General features: G+C 69.5%; 17 protein-coding genes. 9 read left to right on the top strand and 8 right to left on the bottom strand.

Translation table 11 applies throughout. The features are described from left to right. Window positions 1-4: 4 nt before the first annotated feature. A complete protein-coding gene (locus AB0I94_RS40610; protein WP_363314844.1) occupies window positions 5-2407 on the bottom strand; it encodes an HAD-IC family P-type ATPase in 2403 nt (800 codons plus the stop codon). A gap of 165 nt (window positions 2408-2572) precedes the next feature. Continuing rightward, window positions 2573-2842 carry a DUF2530 domain-containing protein gene (locus tag AB0I94_RS40605; RefSeq protein WP_363314843.1) on the bottom strand — a complete coding sequence of 90 codons (270 nt, stop codon included), beginning with the start codon at window positions 2840-2842 and terminating at the stop codon, window positions 2573-2575. A 232-nt stretch (window positions 2843-3074) separates the two neighbouring features. Between AB0I94_RS40605 and AB0I94_RS40600 the strand changes: the two genes are divergently transcribed. Continuing rightward, complete coding sequence (locus AB0I94_RS40600; protein ID WP_363314842.1) at window positions 3075-4523, top strand: NCS2 family permease; 1449 nt, start codon at window positions 3075-3077, stop codon at window positions 4521-4523. A 56-nt stretch (window positions 4524-4579) separates the two neighbouring features. Here the strand turns inward: AB0I94_RS40600 and AB0I94_RS40595 are convergent, their stop codons facing one another. Continuing rightward, window positions 4580-4762 carry a ribbon-helix-helix protein, CopG family gene (locus AB0I94_RS40595; RefSeq protein ID WP_363314841.1) on the bottom strand — a complete coding sequence of 61 codons (183 nt, stop codon included), beginning with the start codon at window positions 4760-4762 and terminating at the stop codon, window positions 4580-4582. Window positions 4763-4906: 144 nt separating this feature from the next. Here AB0I94_RS40595 and AB0I94_RS40590 point away from each other — a divergent pair, with 144 nt between their 5' ends. Next, entirely contained in the window at window positions 4907-5344 is a 438-nt protein-coding gene (locus tag AB0I94_RS40590; RefSeq protein ID WP_190083830.1) for a MarR family transcriptional regulator, read from the top strand. A gap of 60 nt (window positions 5345-5404) precedes the next feature. Beyond that, complete coding sequence (locus tag AB0I94_RS40585; RefSeq protein ID WP_363314840.1) at window positions 5405-6742, top strand: MFS transporter; 1338 nt, start codon at window positions 5405-5407, stop codon at window positions 6740-6742. A gap of 14 nt (window positions 6743-6756) precedes the next feature. On the opposite strand, the gene AB0I94_RS40580 is transcribed toward AB0I94_RS40585, so the two are convergent. Beyond that, the gene (locus tag AB0I94_RS40580; protein ID WP_363314839.1) at window positions 6757-7266 is read right to left on the bottom strand and encodes a GNAT family N-acetyltransferase; all 510 of its coding nucleotides are present in this window, start codon (window positions 7264-7266) and stop codon (window positions 6757-6759) included. A 213-nt stretch (window positions 7267-7479) separates the two neighbouring features. Between AB0I94_RS40580 and thpR the strand changes: the two genes are divergently transcribed. Then, window positions 7480-8049 carry an RNA 2',3'-cyclic phosphodiesterase gene (gene thpR / locus AB0I94_RS40575; protein ID WP_363314838.1) on the top strand — a complete coding sequence of 190 codons (570 nt, stop codon included), beginning with the start codon at window positions 7480-7482 and terminating at the stop codon, window positions 8047-8049. Between the two features lie 168 nt (window positions 8050-8217). Here thpR and AB0I94_RS40570 read toward each other — a convergent pair whose 3' ends face one another. After that, window positions 8218-9210, bottom strand: coding sequence for an aldo/keto reductase (locus tag AB0I94_RS40570; protein WP_363314837.1), 993 nt, complete (start codon window positions 9208-9210; stop codon window positions 8218-8220). A 79-nt stretch (window positions 9211-9289) separates the two neighbouring features. Further along, window positions 9290-9853, bottom strand: coding sequence for a MarR family winged helix-turn-helix transcriptional regulator (locus AB0I94_RS40565; protein WP_363314836.1), 564 nt, complete (start codon window positions 9851-9853; stop codon window positions 9290-9292). A 66-nt stretch (window positions 9854-9919) separates the two neighbouring features. Here AB0I94_RS40565 and AB0I94_RS40560 point away from each other — a divergent pair, with 66 nt between their 5' ends. Together AB0I94_RS40560 and AB0I94_RS40555 are read left to right on the top strand one after the other, a co-directional pair. Beyond that, window positions 9920-10375, top strand: coding sequence for a carboxymuconolactone decarboxylase family protein (locus AB0I94_RS40560; protein WP_363314860.1), 456 nt, complete (start codon window positions 9920-9922; stop codon window positions 10373-10375). Between the two features lie 57 nt (window positions 10376-10432). After that, on the top strand, window positions 10433-11218 hold the full coding sequence (locus AB0I94_RS40555; protein WP_363314835.1) for a hypothetical protein: 786 nt from the start codon (window positions 10433-10435) through the stop codon (window positions 11216-11218). Between the two features lie 22 nt (window positions 11219-11240). On the opposite strand, the gene AB0I94_RS40550 is transcribed toward AB0I94_RS40555, so the two are convergent. Continuing rightward, the gene (locus AB0I94_RS40550) at window positions 11241-11960 is read right to left on the bottom strand and encodes an SGNH/GDSL hydrolase family protein (protein ID WP_363314859.1); all 720 of its coding nucleotides are present in this window, start codon (window positions 11958-11960) and stop codon (window positions 11241-11243) included. Between the two features lie 96 nt (window positions 11961-12056). Here AB0I94_RS40550 and AB0I94_RS40545 point away from each other — a divergent pair, with 96 nt between their 5' ends. Next, window positions 12057-13055 carry a WD40 repeat domain-containing protein gene (locus AB0I94_RS40545; protein WP_363314834.1) on the top strand — a complete coding sequence of 333 codons (999 nt, stop codon included), beginning with the start codon at window positions 12057-12059 and terminating at the stop codon, window positions 13053-13055. A 56-nt stretch (window positions 13056-13111) separates the two neighbouring features. On the opposite strand, the gene AB0I94_RS40540 is transcribed toward AB0I94_RS40545, so the two are convergent. Then, window positions 13112-13897 carry a TetR/AcrR family transcriptional regulator gene (locus tag AB0I94_RS40540; RefSeq protein ID WP_363314833.1) on the bottom strand — a complete coding sequence of 262 codons (786 nt, stop codon included), beginning with the start codon at window positions 13895-13897 and terminating at the stop codon, window positions 13112-13114. Window positions 13898-14036: 139 nt separating this feature from the next. Between AB0I94_RS40540 and AB0I94_RS40535 the strand changes: the two genes are divergently transcribed. Together AB0I94_RS40535 and AB0I94_RS40530 are read left to right on the top strand one after the other, a co-directional pair. Beyond that, complete coding sequence (locus AB0I94_RS40535; RefSeq protein WP_363314832.1) at window positions 14037-15053, top strand: ATP-binding cassette domain-containing protein; 1017 nt, start codon at window positions 14037-14039, stop codon at window positions 15051-15053. Further along, the gene (locus AB0I94_RS40530) at window positions 15050-15895 is read left to right on the top strand and encodes an ABC transporter permease (RefSeq protein ID WP_363314831.1); all 846 of its coding nucleotides are present in this window, start codon (window positions 15050-15052) and stop codon (window positions 15893-15895) included. Before AB0I94_RS40535 ends, AB0I94_RS40530 begins: the two co-directional genes overlap by 4 nt. Window positions 15896-16005: the final 110 nt, after the last annotated feature.

Here is a 16005-nt window from a genome sequence, read left to right as displayed (position 1 = left end):
CCGACTACGCCGGAAAGCGGCGGCCCACCCAGCGGAAGATGACCTCGATGACCAGTGAGGCCACCGCCGCGATCGCGACCGCCGCCCACGGCATCGTCGTGCCGACCAGCTTCAGCTGGAAGAAGTCCTGAAGCCACGGCACGGTGAGCACCAGCAGGAAGCCGAGGCCCATCGTGCCGATCAGGCCGAGCCGCCACCACGTGTAGGGGCGGGCGATGATCGCGAGGACCCACATGGCGATCAGGAACAGCGCCAGCGTGGCCGCGCTGGTCTCGGCTTCCCGTGCGCCCGCGCCCGAGTAGTGGCTGCGGGCCAGGAGGTACGTACAGAAGGTGGCGACGCCCGCGACGACGCCGCCCGGGATCGCGTACCGCATGACCCTTCGTACGAAGTGGGGCTTGGCCCGCTCCTTGTTGGGCGCGAGGGCCAGGAAGAACGCCGGGACGCCGATCGTCAGGGTCGAGAGCAGCGTCAGGTGGCGGGGCAGGAAGAGGTATTCCACCTGTGAGCAGACCACCAGCAGCGCGATGACGACCGAGTAGACGGTCTTCACCAGGAACAGCGTCGCGACCCGCGTGATGTTGCCGATGACCCGGCGGCCCTCGGCGACGACGGAAGGCAGCGTCGCGAAGCTGTTGTTGAGGAGCACGATCTGGGCGACCGCCCGCGTCGCCTCCGAGCCCGAGCCCATCGAGACGCCGATGTCGGCGTCCTTCAGGGCGAGGACGTCGTTCACGCCGTCGCCCGTCATCGCGACCGTGTGCCCGCGTGACTGGAGGGCGCCCACCATGTCGCGCTTCTGCTGGGGGGTGACACGGCCGAAGACGGAGTTGGCGTCCAGCTCCTCGGCCATCTCGCCCTGTTCGGTGGGCAGCCGGCGGGCGTCCACGGTGTTCTGGGCGCCCGGCAGTCCCAGCTTCCCCGCGACCGCGCTCACCGAGACCGCGTTGTCGCCGGAGATGACCTTGGCGCTGACGTCCTGCTCCTCGAAGTACCGCAGGGTGTCCGCGGCGTCCGGGCGCAGCCGCTGCTCCAGGACCACCAGCGCGGTGGCCTCGGCTCCGGCGGCCACCTCGGCGTCGTCCAGTTCACCGGCGGCGCGGGCGAGCAGCAGCACGCGCAGGCCCTGCTGGTTGAGGTCCTCGATGTCGGTGAGGGACGGATCGCCGTCGGGCAGCAGCACATCGGGGGCGCCCAGCAGCCACGTCGAGTTGTCGCCGTCGCCCTCGCTGAAGGACGCGCCGCTGTACTTGCGGGCGGAGGAGAAGGGCAGCGACTCGGTGCAGCGCCACTCCTCGCTGTCGGGGTAGGCGTCGATGATCGCCTGGAGCGACGCGTTCGGCCGCGGGTCGGACTCGCCCAGGGCGCCGAGGACCTTGCGTACGTACGCCTCGTCCGTGCCGTTCAGCGGGCGCAGCTCGGTGACGTCCATGCCGCCCTCGGTGAGGGTGCCGGTCTTGTCGAGGCAGACCGTGTCGACGCGGGCCAGGCCCTCGATGGCGGGGAGTTCCTGGACGAGGCACTGCTGGCGGCCCAGACGGATCACGCCGATCGCGAAGGCGACCGACGTGAGGAGCACGAGCCCTTCCGGGATCATGGGGACGATGCCGCCCACGGTGTAGGCGATGGACTCCTTGAAGTTGTCGTCCTTGACGACGAGCTGGCTGATGATGAGGCCGATCGAGGTCGGCACCATCAGCCACGTCACGTACTTGAGGATCGTGGAGATGCCGGAGCGCAGCTCGGAGTGGACGAGTGTGAAGCGGCTGGCCTCCTCGGCGAGCTGCGCCGCGTACGCCTCGCGGCCGACCTTCGTGGCGGTGAACGCGCCGCCGCCCGCGACCACGAACGAGCCCGACATCATCCTGTCGCCGGGTTTCTTGACGACCGGGTCGGCCTCACCGGTCAGGAGGGACTCGTCGACCTCCAGGCTGTCGGTCTCGACCGCCTCGCCGTCCACGACGATCTTGTCGCCGGGGCCGAGCTCCACCAGGTCGCCCAGGACGATCTCGGAGGTGGAGATCTCGGCCGCGGTGCCGTCGCGCCGCACGGTCGGCTTGGCCTCGCCGATGACCGCGAGTCCGTCCAGGGTCTTCTTGGCGCGCAGCTCCTGGATGATGCCGATGCCCGTGTTGGCGATGATCACGAAGCCGAAGAGGGAGTCCTGGATCGGCGCGACGAAGAGCATGATCACCCAGAGCACGCCGATGATCGCGTTGAAGCGGGTGAAGACGTTCGCCCTGATGATCTCGGTGGTGGACCGGGAACTGCGGATGGGTACGTCGTTGATCTCGCCGCGTGCGACCCGCTCGGCGACCTCGGCGGCGCTCAGGCCCGTCGCGCGTCCGGTGGGTGGTGCCACCGGGTGGACCGGATCGAGCTCGGCGCCCGCGTCGATATGCGTCATGCCCTCGACGGTACGGGTGGCGAAGGGGCTTCACCCCTTGAGTCGACCAAAGATCCGACCACGGTAGGACACGGACACTCCCGTGGTTGTACGGGCGGTTCCCCGCGGGCGGTGACCTCCGTGGAACGGGCGGCTCCGCGCAGGCGGCGGCCTACGCGGAACGCGTTACTCCGCGGCCGTGGCCGCCTTGCGCGCCGCGTCCCGCTTGATCGCCGCGTCGCGTCCCCGCACGTACCAGATGCCGATCAGGCCGAGGCCCGCTCCGGCCAGGCAGGTCCACACCCACCAGGTGGCGTCGCGGTCGTCGAACCAGCCGTAGAACGGCAGCTGCACGAGGAAGAGGACGAACCAGAGGATCGTGCCGCCCGTGATGGTGGCGACGACGGGGCCCTCCAGGGGCTCCGGCGCGTCGTGCTTGGGGGTCCACTTCTCCATGGCCATAGCTTACGAGTAGCCGGGGTGGGGTCCTCCGGGGGCCGGTGAGCCCTGATGCCGCAAGGGTCTACGCGCGGAGATAGCGAATTCCCCCTCATGTATTCATACTGAAACGGCTCGTTAATGGCTGGTTGTTTTCGTAAGAACAAACAAATTGATCACTCGATCACTAACCGCCGCTTGACGATCTTCCCCCCTTTCTCTGCGTTTCTCTGAGTTCACGAGGTCCCGCATGCCTTCCTCGGCCACCACCCCGGTCGACGCCAGCAAAGAGCCGCCGAAGTCCCCGCAGGGCGGCATCGACGGCTTCTTCAAGATCTCCGAACGAGGCTCGACCCTCGCCCGTGAGGTCCGAGGCGGCTTCGCCACCTTCTTCGCGATGGCCTACATCATCGTGCTGAACCCGATCATCCTCGGCAGCGCGAAGGACATGTACGGGCACCAGCTCGACAACGGCCAGCTGGTGACCGCGACCGCCCTGGTCGCCGCCTTCACCACGCTGCTCATGGGCGTCATCGGCAACGTCCCGATCGCGCTCGCCGCCGGTCTCGGCGTGAACACCGTGGTCGCACTCCAGCTCGCGCCCCGCATGTCGTGGCCCGACGCGATGGGCATGGTCGTCCTCGCGGGCTTCGTCGTGATGCTGCTCGTGGCGACCGGCCTGCGGGAGCGCGTGATGAGCGCCGTGCCGCTGGGCCTGCGCAAGGGCATCGCGATCGGCATCGGCCTCTTCATCATGATGATCGGCCTCGTCGACTCCGGCTTCGTCTCGCGCATGCCGGACGCCGCGCACACCACGGTCCCGCTGCAGCTCGGCAGTGACGGGCACCTCAACGGCTGGCCCGTGCTCGTCTTCGTGCTCGGCGCGCTGCTGACGCTCTGCCTGCTGGTGCGCAAGGTGCCCGGGGCGATCCTCATCAGCATCGTCGTCATGACGATCGTCGCGGTGATCATCAACGCGGTCGCGACCGTGCCCTCCTGGGGCCTGACGACGCCCGAGTGGCCCGGCAACCCGGTCTCCACGCCGGACTTCGGCCTCGTCGGTCAGGTCAGCCTGTTCGGCGGCTTCGAGAAGGTCGGCCTGCTCACCGGCATCCTCTTCGTCTTCACCGTGCTCCTGTCCTGTTTCTTCGACGCCATGGGCACGATCATGGGCGTCGGCGACGAGGCCAAGCTGACCGACGCACGCGGCAACATGCCGGGCATGAACAAGGTCCTGTTCGTCGACGGCATCGCGGTCGCCGCGGGCGGCGCCTCGTCCTCCTCGGCCACCACCTGCTTCGTGGAGTCCACGGCGGGTGTCGGCGAGGGCGCGCGTACGGGCTTCGCCAACATCGTCACCGGCGGCCTCTTCGCCGTGGCGCTGTTCCTCACGCCCATCGCGACGATGGTCCCGTCGCAGGCGGCCACGCCCGCGCTGCTCGCGGTCGGTTTCCTGATCCTGTCCGGCTCGATCGGCCAGATCGACTGGGCGGACTTCACCATCGCGATCCCGGCGTTCCTGACGATGGTGATGATGCCGTTCACGTACTCGATCACGAACGGCATCGGCATCGGCTTCATCAGCTTCACCGTGCTGCGCCTCGCGTCGGGCCGCGGCCGTGAGGTGCCGGTCGCGATGTACGTCGTCTCGGGCGTCTTCGCCTTCTACTACCTGATGCCGGCGCTCGGCCTCACGTAAAGCGGCCTCACGTACAGCGACCGGGTTCCACGTCATCAACGTCTACGGGGCGGCCATCAGGCCGCCCCGTAGAACTTTTCCGTCTCCTCGACGGCGCTCTGGAAGCGCTCGTCGAAGTCACCACGGACGAGCGTCCCGACCACGTAGTCCTGGACGCTCATGCCCCTCTTGGCGGCGTGCTGCTTGAGCCGGTCGAGCAGCTCACGGTCTATTCGCAGGCTGAGCACTGTCGATCCCATGCGTGACAGGGTCTCTGCCGCCCCGCGGGCCGTGTCTCACTTTCCGCGGCTGCCTCACTCATATGGGTGACGAAAGGGTTCCGTGACGCTTGTCGCGGGAAACCGGGTGGTACTTAGCTAGAGTAATGAGTTACTCTAACGAACATGCCGGACCTCTCCCATGGTGACGACGCCGCCGCCGTGAACTCCCTGCGCTCCGCCGTGATGCGCCTGTCCCGTCGACTCAAGCACCAGCGGGTCGACGAGTCGCTGAGCCCCACCGAGATGTCGGTGCTCGGCACCCTCGCCCGCTGCGGCCACGCCACCCCCGGTGAGCTGGCCCGCAAGGAACACGTGCAGCCGCCGTCGATGACCCGCATCGTCGCGCTGCTCGAAGCCAAGGGCCTTGTCCGGCTCGAGCCGCATCCCGAGGACCGCCGCCAGAAGGTGGTGACCCAGACGGAGACGGCCGAGGCGATGCTGGAGGAGAGCCGCCGCAAGCGGAACGCCTGGCTGGCCGGCCTCACCGAGCACCTCGACGAGGACGAATGGGCGCGACTGCGCGCCGCCGCACCCGTCCTGGAGAAGCTCGCGCACCTGTAAGCAGTACTCACTCCGGGCCACCCGCCGTGAGCCGTACGACGCCAAGGAGGCGAACGCACTTTGAGTACGGGATCCGGAGCAGACTCCGCCCCCGCACCAACCACCCTCGACAAGTCCCCTGCCGCCAAGTCATCGATGTTCAGCTCGCTGAAGATCCGCAACTACCGGCTCTTCGCCTCCGGCGCCGTGGTCTCCAACACCGGCACGTGGATGGCGCGCATCACCCAGGACTGGCTGGTCCTGAGCCTCACAGGATCCTCGGCCGCGGTCGGCATCACCACCGCCATGCAGTTCCTGCCGATGCTTCTGTTCGGCCTCTACGGCGGCGTCATCGCCGACCGCTTCGCCAAGCGGAAGCTGCTCTTCTGCACCCAGGGCGCGATGAGCATCAGCGGCCTGTTCCTGGCCGCGCTCACCCTGAGCGGCAACGTCCAGGTCTGGCACGTCTACCTCGCGGCCTTCTTCACGGGTCTCGTCACGGTCGTCGACAACCCGACCCGGCAGTCCTTCGTGTCCGAGATGGTCGGCCCCGACCAGGTGCGCAACGCGGTCAGCCTGAACTCCGCCAACTTCCAGTCCGCCCGCCTCATCGGCCCCGCCGTGGCGAGTGGTCTCACCGCCGCGGTCGGCCCCGGCTGGGCGTTCCTCGCCAACGGCCTGTCCTTCCTCGCGCCGCTCACCGGCCTGATGCTGATGCGCACCCGCGAGCTGCACCCCACCCCGCGCAAGCCGCGCGGCAAGGGGCAGCTGAAGGAAGGCCTGAACTACGTCTCCAAGCACCCCGAGCTGATCTGGCCGATCGTCCTCGTCGGCTTCGTCGGCACCTTCGGGTTCAACTTCCCGATCTGGCTGAGCGCCTTCGCGGACGACATCTTCCACGGCGGGGTGGGGATGTACGGACTCTTCAACACCCTGATGGCGATCGGCTCGCTGGCCGGTGCGCTCCTCGCGGCCCGCCGCGGCACTTCGCGCCTGCGGCTGCTCGCCGGGGCGGCGGTCGCCTTCGGCGTACTGCAGATCGTGGCGTCCTTCGCGCCCGAGCTGTGGATGTTCGTCGCGCTGATCGTCCCGATCGGCATCCTCGGCCTGACGGTGAACGTGACGGCCAACTCCTCGGTCCAGATGGCCACCGACCCGGAGATGCGGGGCCGGGTCATGTCGCTGTTCATGATGGTCTTCACCGGCGGCACGCCGCTGGGCGGCCCGCTCTTCGGCTGGCTCGCCGACGCGTACGGAGTGCGCCTCAGCATGGCCGCGGGCGGCCTCATATGTGCCGTGGCCGCGGTCGGCGTCGGCCTGATGCTGGCCCGCGCCGCGAACCTGCGGCTCAAGGTGGATCTGCGGCGCGGGCAGCAGCACGTGCAGTTCGTGCCGCGGGAGCTGACGACGGCGGCGTAGGCCGCTCCAGGGCCCTAGACGCGCCGGGCCAGGATCTGGCCCGGCCAGGTGCCGTCCTGCTCGACGAAGGACTCGGTCCGCGTGAAGCCGTTGCGCTCGTAGAACGCGACGAGCTTGCCGTCACCGCCCGCGTAGCAGTCGACCCGCAGCAGGGAGATTCCCTGTCTCCGGGTCTCTTCCGCCGCGTGCGCGAGGAGGGCGGCGCCCGCGCCGGTGCCGTGCCGGGACGCCAGAAGATGGATGTACCGCTCCGGCTCGTCCACGGGCGCGATGTACGGCCCCGGCCCTTCGGTCAGGGTGAGCGTGCCGACCGGCAGCCCGCCGATCTCCGCGATCCAGGCGGAGCCGGTGGTGAGGTACTTCTCGACCAGGGCGATGGTCTTCGGGTTGGCCGACCAGGGCTTGTCGCCCCACTGTCCGGTGCGGCCCTGGGAGACGAGCCAGGCGACCGCCTCGTCGAAGAGGGCGAGGACGGTGGGGATGTCGGCGGGGCCGGCGGGGCGGATGGTTATGTGGCTGTCCATGCGGCTCTCTCTCCCCACCCGCGCCCCTTCCCGAAACCGGGGCTCCGCCCGGGGCCGGGGGAAACTCAGCCCGTCCGGCGCTTTCAGCCCGTCCGGCGTTTGAGGAGGAACTCGGCGGAGCCGGTGAGGGTGGTGAGCAAGGTCCTCGCGCCAGCGAGTTTTTCGGGAGGGGGCGGGGTTGGGGAAACAACCGCCGAAGGCGAGACTCGCCCCATGAGACTCTTCGCGGCGGTGCTGCCGCCCCCCACGGCGGCCGACGAACTCGCCCAGGCAGTGGGCAGGTTGAAGACCCTGCAGGGCGCCGAAGACCTTCGCTGGACGCGCCGCGAGAGCTGGCACTTCACGCTGGCGTTCCTGTCCGAGGTCGAGGACGGCACCGTCCCGGAGCTGACCGAGCGGCTGTCCCGAGCGGCGAAGCGCACCGCCCCCTTCCCCCTCTCCCTCCACGGCGGCGGCCACTTCGGCGACCGAGCCCTGTGGGCCGGCGCCCAGGGAGACGTGGAGGCCCTGCGCCTCCTGGCCGCGCGTGCGGACGCCGCGGCCCGCAAGTCCGGCGTCACCATGGAGGAGCACCGCCACTACCGCCCGCACCTGACGCTGGCCCGCGGCCACGGGGAGCCGTCCCTGCGCGCGTACGCCGACGGCCTCGCGGACTTCGAGGGCACGGAGTGGACCGTGGCCGAGCTGACCCTCGTACGCAGCAACCTGCCCGTGAGCGGGGTGCCGGGGGAGCGGCCCCGCTATGAGGTGGTCGGTCGATGGCCGTTGGGCGCAGGCGGTTAACCTCGACTACGTGGACCCGAAAACCAGGAACCGGATCATGGCCGGTGTGCTCGTGCTGATGTTCGTCGTCGTGGCGGTGGCGGCCGCGGTCGGCCAGTGAGGCGATGACCGCGGCCGCACGCGCACGCACGCGTTGATCAGCCGGTGATCACCCTGATCAGCCGCTGATCACCAGGCGAAGGACTCCGGCGAAGGACCCGGCCCCGGGAAGATCTCGTCCAGGGCGTCGAGCAGCTCGTCCGGGAGTTCCAGCTCGACGGCGCGCAGGGCGCTGGTGAGCTGCTCCGGCGTACGCGGCCCGACGATCGGTCCGGTGATGCCGGGCCGGGTGAGCAGCCAGGCGAGCGCGACTTCGCCCGGTGCGAGGCCGTGCTTGTCGAGCAGGTCCTCGTACGCCTGGACCTGCGCGCGCACCTCGGGCTTCGCGAGCTCCTGGGCGGCGCGTCCGGTGGTGCGCCGCTTGCCCTCGCCCTCCTTCTTCAGTACGCCGCCGAGCAGTCCGCTGTGCAGGGGCGACCACGGGATGACACCGAGGCCGTAGTCCTGGGCGGCCGGGATCACCTCCATCTCGGCGCTGCGCTCGGCGAGGTTGTAGAGGCACTGCTCGCTGACGAGGCCGTAGCTGCCGCGCCGCCCGGCGATCTCGTTGGCCTGGGCGATCTTGTACCCGGGGAAGTTTGATGAACCCGCGTAAAGGATCTTGCCCTGGCCGATGAGAACGTCGATGGCCTGCCAGATCTCCTCGAAGGGGGTGCGGCGGTCGATGTGGTGGAACTGGTAGATGTCGATGTAGTCGGTCTGCAGCCGCTTGAGCGACGCCTCCACGGACCGGCGGATGTTGACCGCCGAGAGCAGGTCGTGGTTGGGCCACGCCGGCTTCCCGTCGAGGGCCATGTTCCCGTACATCTTGGTGGCGAGGACGGTCTTGTCGCGCCGGTCGCCGCCCTGCGCGAACCACGTGCCGAGGATCTCCTCGGTGCGGCCCTTGTTCTCGTCCCACCCGTAGACATTGGCGGTGTCGAAGTAGTTGATGCCCGCGTCGAGCGCGGCGTCCATGATCGTGTGACTGTCGGGCTCGTTGGTCAGTGGCCCGAAGTTCATGGTCCCGAGCACGAGTCGACTGACCTTGAGTCCTGTGCGTCCCAGCTGCGTGTACTTCATGGTTGCCAAGCCAACGACTTCGAGTGCGCTCTATGCAAGGGGGCGGAAGGAGGTGGCGAGGCAAGGGGGCCGAAGGAGGTCATGAGCCGCCCAGCCAGCCCGCCGCGTCGAGGCGGAACGCGTCCGGGGGCACGACCGTGCGCAGGTCGGACTCCAGGGCGTCGAGGCGGTCGGCGCCCAGGGTGGCGGCCCACTGTGCGTGCAGCTCCTCGAAGACCGCCGCCGAGCGGCGCAGGGCGTCGATGCCGTGCGGGGTCAGGCGGATCAGCTTGCGGCGGGCGTCGTCCGGGTCGTCGGCGCGTTCCGCGTAGCCGAGGGCGATGAGGCGGTCGACGGTCTTGCCCGCCGCCTGCTTGGAGACGCCGAGGCGCCGGCCCACCTCGCTGGCGCTCGCGCCCCGCGCGCCGATCGCCTGCATGGCGAAGCCGTGGGCCGGGCGTACGTCCGGGTGGCCCTGGCGGGCCAGCTCGGCGTGGAGCCGGTCGATCAGGGTGCGGAACCCGGCGAAGAGGAGCAGCGGCAGCTCGAAGCCGCGCCCGTCATTCTTGGGCGGGCTCTTGGGCGGCGCGTCCTTCTCCCGCCGAAGACCCTTGCCGGAATCGACAACCTGGTTTACCTTTTTATCGTCAACCACGTTGTCCATCGTAGGGGGTACCTCTTGTTCGCCGAGCACACCGTGGAAACCGCGCCCGCCGATTCACGCGCCGCGATGGAGCGCACGGCCGCCGCTTTCGGCAGGACGCCGAGCGCGGTGGCCCGGCTCGCCGAGTCGCCCGAACTGCTCAACGGCTTCCTGGAGTTGAGCGCGTCCTTCGAGGGCTCGACGCTGGAGCCGGTGGCACGGGAAGTCGTCATCATGACCGTCGCCGTGCGCAACGACTGCCACATCTGCGTGACCATGCACACCGGCAAGCTGCGCGAGCTGGGCGCGGACACGGCGTTGATCGCCGCGCTGCGTGCGGGGCGGGCCCTGGACGACGAACGGCTCGAGGCGGTCCGGAAGTTCACGCTGGAGGTGCTCGCGACCTCGGGCGGCGTGGCGGACGACGACCTGAAGGCGTTCCTCGCGCACGGCTACACGGAGCGGAACGCCCTCGAAGTCGTCCTCGGCATCGGTACGTACACGATGTCGACGCTGGCGAACCGGTTGACGCGGGCCACATGACCGCCAGGGGCGGACCCGGTTGGGGAGATGTTGGCGCCCTCCGTGATGATTCCGTTCATGACCATGAAGAAGATCGCCCGTTCCCTCGGTGTGCTTGCCGCCGCCGCGGGTCTCGTGGCGTTGAGCAATCCGGCTTATGCCGCGGGGGACATCTACAAGGGCACCGGATGGCGCATCCTTGCCGGCCGCGGGATTCAGTCGCTCAGTCCTGATCCGTACGTCATCAAGATCGTGAAGCCGAGCGCGGGCGCCACCAAGCTCACCGCCGCGCAGACGAAGAAGGCCGAGGCCAAGCTGCGGGCGCAGTTGAAGGACACCGCGGCCCAGCTGACCTCCATCACCGGGACCAAGTTCACGGTGGCCAGCGGCTATCACCCGGAGCAGAAGGCCTGCTCCACCACCCCCCGCCACACCATCACCGTGGGGCTGAAGTACCGGCCCTTCATGCCGGGCAACAAGCCGGGCTATTCGCAGGCCCACCCCTGTTCGGCGAGCAGCAACAAGAGCGCGTGGGGCGGCTGGGTCTGGGTCGACAGCGAGTACTGGAAGCCGGGCGACTGGTCGATCCATCCGACGCTGATATCGAACCTGGTGAGCCATGAGGTCGGGCACGCCATAGGGCTCGACCACCCGAACGTGGACGGCTCGGACGCCGACCACACCGCTGACCCCTACGAATGCGTCACCAACAGCTACAAGGACACCCCGGTCATGTGCTCTCCCAACGGAGGCCACGCGAGGGGCAGGGGCGGCACTGACGCCCGCGCCGACAAGTACGCCGGGAAGTACACGAAGTGGGACATCAGCGGCCTCAAGGCCCTGAAGGCCAACTTCAGCCGGTAGCCAGCCGGTAGTTCGCCGGTAGTCAGCCGGTGGTCGTCAGCAGGGACACGGGCGGGCGCGTCGTCTCGTACGGCGCGCCCACTCCCCACGCCTGGTGCATCGCGTCCGCGAACGCCGCCGCCAGCTTGTGCTCGCCGCTCGCGTTCGGGTGCGTCCCGTCGTACGTGTCGCCGTCGATGTCGTACGACGGCGGCGCCGAGGCGAGGAGCAGCGGGGAGCCTCCCGTGTCGAGATCCGCCGCCGCCTTCGCCAGGAGCACGTTGAAGCGGGCCACCTCGGCCGCGAACGGGGCGTCCGTCCGGGCCCGGACGTTCGGTATCACGGAGAGCAGGACGAGGCGCACGTGCGGGTTGGCGGACCTCGCCGCCGAGACGAAGCGGCGTACGTTCTCCGCCGTCTGTTCCGCGTTCGTGTAGAAGCCCAGGTCGATCAGGCCGAGGGAGATGAGGAGGATGTCGGGCCGGTCATCGCGCACCGCGTCGGCGATCTGCGGGGCCATGTGCAGCCAGCCCTCGCCCCACCCCGCGAAGTGGTGGCGCGGGAAGTCCGGGTCGCTGCCCGCGTATTCGTACGAGACGGGTTCGCCGGAGGTCTTGTCGTGCAGCGCGCTGCGCGGGCCCACCACGGCGAGGCCCCGTTCGCCGAGCGTGGACCGCAGGTGCTGCCACATCCGGTAGCGCCAGGTGTGTTCCCCCGCGCTGCCGATCGTCATCGAGTCGCCGACGAACATGAACCTGAGCATCCGCTCATCATCGCGGATCAACGCCCTGGCCTGCGATGTGAGGCTGAACACCTGACGAACGTCCGTCCCCGGGCGCGGGGGTGGCAGGCTTGGGCCATGCGTTCACTGCGTTCTTCGATGGGTGCCGTCGCCGCCGGGTGCCTGGTTCTGCTGAGTGTCTGCGGCCCCGCCGCCGCCGACGACAGCCACGACGGGTTCACCATGAAGGACCCCCGCATCATCGAGTCCAGCGGGCTCGCCGCCTCGCGCGCCCATCCGGGCGTCTACTGGACGCACAACGACCAGGACAAGAACGGGGCGCTGCTCTACGCGGTGGACGGCAAGACGGGCAAGACCGTCGCCACGATCACCATGACCGGCGTCGGGACGCCCCGCGACGTGGAGGCCGTCTCCGTCGGCGGCGACGGCAACATCTACGTCGGCGACATCGGTGACAACCTCGGCGGCACCTGGTCCCACGTGTGGATCTACAAGCTGCCCGAGCCGAAGAAGCTGGGCGACCGGACCGTCCGCGCCACGCAGTACACGGTGAAGTACGAGGACGGGGCGCGCGACGCCGAGGCCCTGATGGTCCACCCGAAGACCGGCCGGATCTACATCGCCGACAAGAAGGAGGAGGGCGGCGCGCTGTACGAAGGGCCCGCGCGGATGTCCTCCTCGGGGGGCAACGTCTTCAAGCGCCTTGGCACCACCGGACTGTGGACCACGGACGGTGCCTTCTCGCCCGACGGGAAGCAGCTCGCTCTGCGCGGGTATCTCGGCGGCGTCTCGTACGTCTGGAAGGGCGAGGGTGAGAAGCCCGCGCGCGAGGGTCGGCTGAGCGTGCCGTTGCAGCGGCAGGGCGAGTCCGTGACGTACACCCTGGACGGGACGACCCTCCTGTACGGCACCGAGGGCGGCCAGGGCGACGTCGAGCCCGTCGAGGTCGAGGGCGCGGGCGGCGGCCGCAACGCGTCGGGTGGCGCCGGGAGTTCAGGTGCTTCGGGGGACGGCGGGGGCTCCGGACTGGGCGGTGACGTCAAGGTGGGCGCGCTGGCCCTCGCCGTCGTGCTGGCCGCCTTCTTCGGACTGAAGCGGGTCTTCCGGCGGAAGTAGCCGAATCGGCGGGCGGGAGTTGTTCGCCCAGGACCCGGCACTGATCGCCCCTTCTGTCAGGCCTCAGGGGGGTTGCTTTCCGCCGCCTCGCGCCGCGCCACCAGGACGTCAAGGCCGTCGAGCAGGCGCTGCAGGCCGAACTCGAAATGGTCGAAGTGCGAGCCGAACGCGTCGTCGGAGAGGCCCGCGAGGTGGGGGTAGCGGCCGCTGCTCATGATCCGTGCGAGAGTCGGGGACTGCGCCTGCCAGAACGCCTCGTCCGTCAGGCCGCTCTTCTTCACCGCCTCCATCTCCTGCACCTGGGTGCGGGCGACGCCGGTGACGTACCCCTCGACCATGACGACCACGCCGATCAGCTCGGGGTCGGTCAGGCCCATCGACTTGATCCCGGACAGGGTCAGCTCCAGGCCGCCGATCGAGCCGGGGCCGAGCACCGGACGTGCCTGGTTGACCTGGAGGAGCCAGGGGTGTGCGCGGTAGAGGACGAGTGTCTCGCGGGCGTACGCCTCCACGGCCTCGCGCCAGCCGCCGCTCGGGGGCCCTGCGTCGGGGGCCGGCGTGTACACCCGGTCCAGCATCAGGTCGAGCAGCTCTCCCTTGCCCGGGACATAGCGGTACAGGGACATCGTGCCGGTGCCGAGCTCCGTGGACAGGCGGCGCATCGAGACCGCCGTGAGCCCTTCGGCATCCGCGAGCCGCACCGCCTCGGTGACGATCCGGTCCAGGGTGAGCCCGGGCTTGGGGCCCCGCGTGGGGCGTTCGCCCTCGCCCCAGAGCAGCTCAAGGCTGCGGGCGATGTCGCTGCCGGTGGACTGGGTGTGGCCGCCGTCGGTGCTCGTCATGACGTTCACCCTAATCGCAGGAGCAGTAATTGGGTACGGTGTACCCGTAGAACTGGGTACGGTGTACTCTCTATTGAGTACGGCGTACCCAGAGGTGCGTCCGATCCGGGTGGCCGGGACGGGAAGGTGTGGAGGGGCAGTGAACGAGACCAGCGAATACGCGGTACGGGCCGAGGGGCTCGACAAGCGCTACGGAGAGAAGAAGGCCCTGGACGCGTTCGATCTGCGCGTGGCGCGCGGCACGGTGCACGGACTGCTCGGCCCGAACGGCGCGGGCAAGACCACCGCCGTGCGCATCCTCTCGACGCTGGTGCGGCTCGACGGCGGGCGCGCCGAGGTCGCGGGCGCCGACGTCGTGCGACAGCCCGACGTCGTGCGCGGCCGCATCGGCCTGACCGGTCAGTACGCGGCGGTCGACGAGGTCCTCACCGGCCGGCAGAACCTGGAGATGTTCGGCCGCCTCTTCCACCTGGGCGGCAAGCGGGCCGCTCGGCGCGCCGAGGAACTCCTCGAACAGTTCGACCTGGTGGAGGCGGCCGACAAGGGAGCAGGCCAGTACAGCGGCGGCATGCGGCGCAGGCTCGACCTCGCGGCCTCGATGATCCTCGCGCCCGCCGTCCTCTTCCTGGACGAGCCGACCACCGGGCTCGACCCCCGCAGCCGCCTCGAAGTCTGGGACACCGTACGGAAGTTGGTCGCGGACGGCACCACCGTCCTGCTCACCACCCAGTATCTGGAGGAGGCCGACAGACTGGCCTCCCGGATCACCGTCATCGACCAGGGCCGTGCCATCGCCGACGACACCCCGGACGGCCTGAAGAACACGGTGGGCGGCAGCTATCTGGAGGTCGTGGTCCGCGACACCGCCGATCTGCCCGCCGCCCTGGAGGCCGTGGCCCGTGTCGCGAAGGGCGTGCCCGAGGCCGTCGCCCTGGAGCGCCGCGTCCAGGCGGCCGTCACCGACCGGGTCGCCGCCCTGACGGACGTCGCGCGGACCCTGCAGGACCAGGGCGTCGCGGTGGAGGACATCGGACTGCGCAGGCCGAGCCTCGACGACGTGTTCCTGCGGCTGACGGGACACCGGACGGAGTGCGAGAACGATGCGGCCGGGCAAGCGGCCGCCGACATCGACGAGAAGACGGGGGTCGCGGCATGAGCGCCGTACCGACCGCGGAAGCCATGGACACCCAGCCGCCGCGCGGGCGCTTCTACTGGGCGCTCGCCGACACCTGGAACATCACCCGCCGCTACCTCACCCACTTCCAGCGCCAGCCCGTCAACATCGCCTGGCAGCTCGGCTTCCCGATCATCTCCGTGCTCCTGTACGGATTCGTCTTCGGCGAGGCGATGAAGGTGCCCGGCGGGGGCGAGGACGGCGACTACAAGCAGTTCCTGATGCCCGGCATGTTCGTGATGACCATGGCCTTCGGCTTCATGAACACCGCGATGGCGGTCGTCACGGACTCCACCAAGGGCGTCATCGACCGCTTCCGCTCGATGCCGATGGCGCCCTCAGCGGTGGCCGCCGGGCGCGGACTCGCCGACCTGATCGTGGCCTGCGCCGAGCTGACGATCCTCGCGCTCACCGCGCTCGCCATCGGCTGGCGCTCCAGCGCCGGGCTGCCCGAGACCCTGGCCGCCTTCGGCCTGCTGCTGTTCCTGCGGTTCAGCCTGATCTGGGTGGGCGTGTTCCTGGGCCTCGTGGTGCCGACCCCGGAGGCGGCGGGCGGCCTCTACGCGGTCGCCTTCCCGCTCACCATGATCTCCAGCGTCTTCGTCGCGCCCTCACTGATGCCCGGCTGGCTGGCACCGGTCGCCGCCTGGAACCCGGTCTCCTCCACGGGCACGGCGACACGCGAACTGTTCGGCAACCCCGGGGCGGGCGGGGCGACCTGGGTCGAGCAGAACGCGGTGCTGATGGCCGTGATCTGGCCGATCGCGATCTCACTCCTGTTCCTGCCGCTGGCGGTACGCAAGTTCAAGCAGCTGAGCCGGTGAGGGGCTGAGCTCTGTCTACGCAGATGGGGGCGCCCGGCAGGTCGACGGGCTACAGCGAGCTCAAGGAGTTCCAGCGCGTCGAGGTGACGGTCGCGGACTCGCAGCACAGC

Source organism: Streptomyces sp. NPDC050147 (assembly GCF_040660195.1).
Classification (GTDB): domain Bacteria; phylum Actinomycetota; class Actinomycetes; order Streptomycetales; family Streptomycetaceae; genus Streptomyces.
Note: the sequence above shows the minus strand (reverse complement) of the source record. Positions and strands in the feature narration are given on the sequence as shown.

What these genes read in the sequence shown, in the direction of transcription:
- thpR (WP_363314838.1), top strand. Translation starts at nt 7,480, where the DNA reads ATGAGACTCTTCGCGGCGGTGCTGCCGCCCCCCACGGCGGCCGACGAA.
- AB0I94_RS40580 (WP_363314839.1), bottom strand. Translation starts at nt 7,266, where the DNA reads ATGGACAGCCACATAACCATCCGCCCCGCCGGCCCCGCCGACATCCCC.
- AB0I94_RS40600 (WP_363314842.1), top strand. Translation starts at nt 3,075, where the DNA reads ATGCCTTCCTCGGCCACCACCCCGGTCGACGCCAGCAAAGAGCCGCCG.
- AB0I94_RS40595 (WP_363314841.1), bottom strand. Translation starts at nt 4,762, where the DNA reads ATGGGATCGACAGTGCTCAGCCTGCGAATAGACCGTGAGCTGCTCGAC.
- AB0I94_RS40550 (WP_363314859.1), bottom strand. Translation starts at nt 11,960, where the DNA reads ATGCTCAGGTTCATGTTCGTCGGCGACTCGATGACGATCGGCAGCGCG.
- AB0I94_RS40555 (WP_363314835.1), top strand. Translation starts at nt 10,433, where the DNA reads ATGACCATGAAGAAGATCGCCCGTTCCCTCGGTGTGCTTGCCGCCGCC.
- AB0I94_RS40530 (WP_363314831.1), top strand. Translation starts at nt 15,050, where the DNA reads ATGAGCGCCGTACCGACCGCGGAAGCCATGGACACCCAGCCGCCGCGC.
- AB0I94_RS40610 (WP_363314844.1), bottom strand. Translation starts at nt 2,407, where the DNA reads ATGACGCATATCGACGCGGGCGCCGAGCTCGATCCGGTCCACCCGGTG.
- AB0I94_RS40545 (WP_363314834.1), top strand. Translation starts at nt 12,057, where the DNA reads ATGCGTTCACTGCGTTCTTCGATGGGTGCCGTCGCCGCCGGGTGCCTG.
- AB0I94_RS40560 (WP_363314860.1), top strand. Translation starts at nt 9,920, where the DNA reads ATGGAGCGCACGGCCGCCGCTTTCGGCAGGACGCCGAGCGCGGTGGCC.
- AB0I94_RS40590 (WP_190083830.1), top strand. Translation starts at nt 4,907, where the DNA reads ATGCCGGACCTCTCCCATGGTGACGACGCCGCCGCCGTGAACTCCCTG.
- AB0I94_RS40605 (WP_363314843.1), bottom strand. Translation starts at nt 2,842, where the DNA reads ATGGAGAAGTGGACCCCCAAGCACGACGCGCCGGAGCCCCTGGAGGGC.
- AB0I94_RS40565 (WP_363314836.1), bottom strand. Translation starts at nt 9,853, where the DNA reads ATGGACAACGTGGTTGACGATAAAAAGGTAAACCAGGTTGTCGATTCC.
- AB0I94_RS40570 (WP_363314837.1), bottom strand. Translation starts at nt 9,210, where the DNA reads ATGAAGTACACGCAGCTGGGACGCACAGGACTCAAGGTCAGTCGACTC.
- AB0I94_RS40540 (WP_363314833.1), bottom strand. Translation starts at nt 13,897, where the DNA reads ATGACGAGCACCGACGGCGGCCACACCCAGTCCACCGGCAGCGACATC.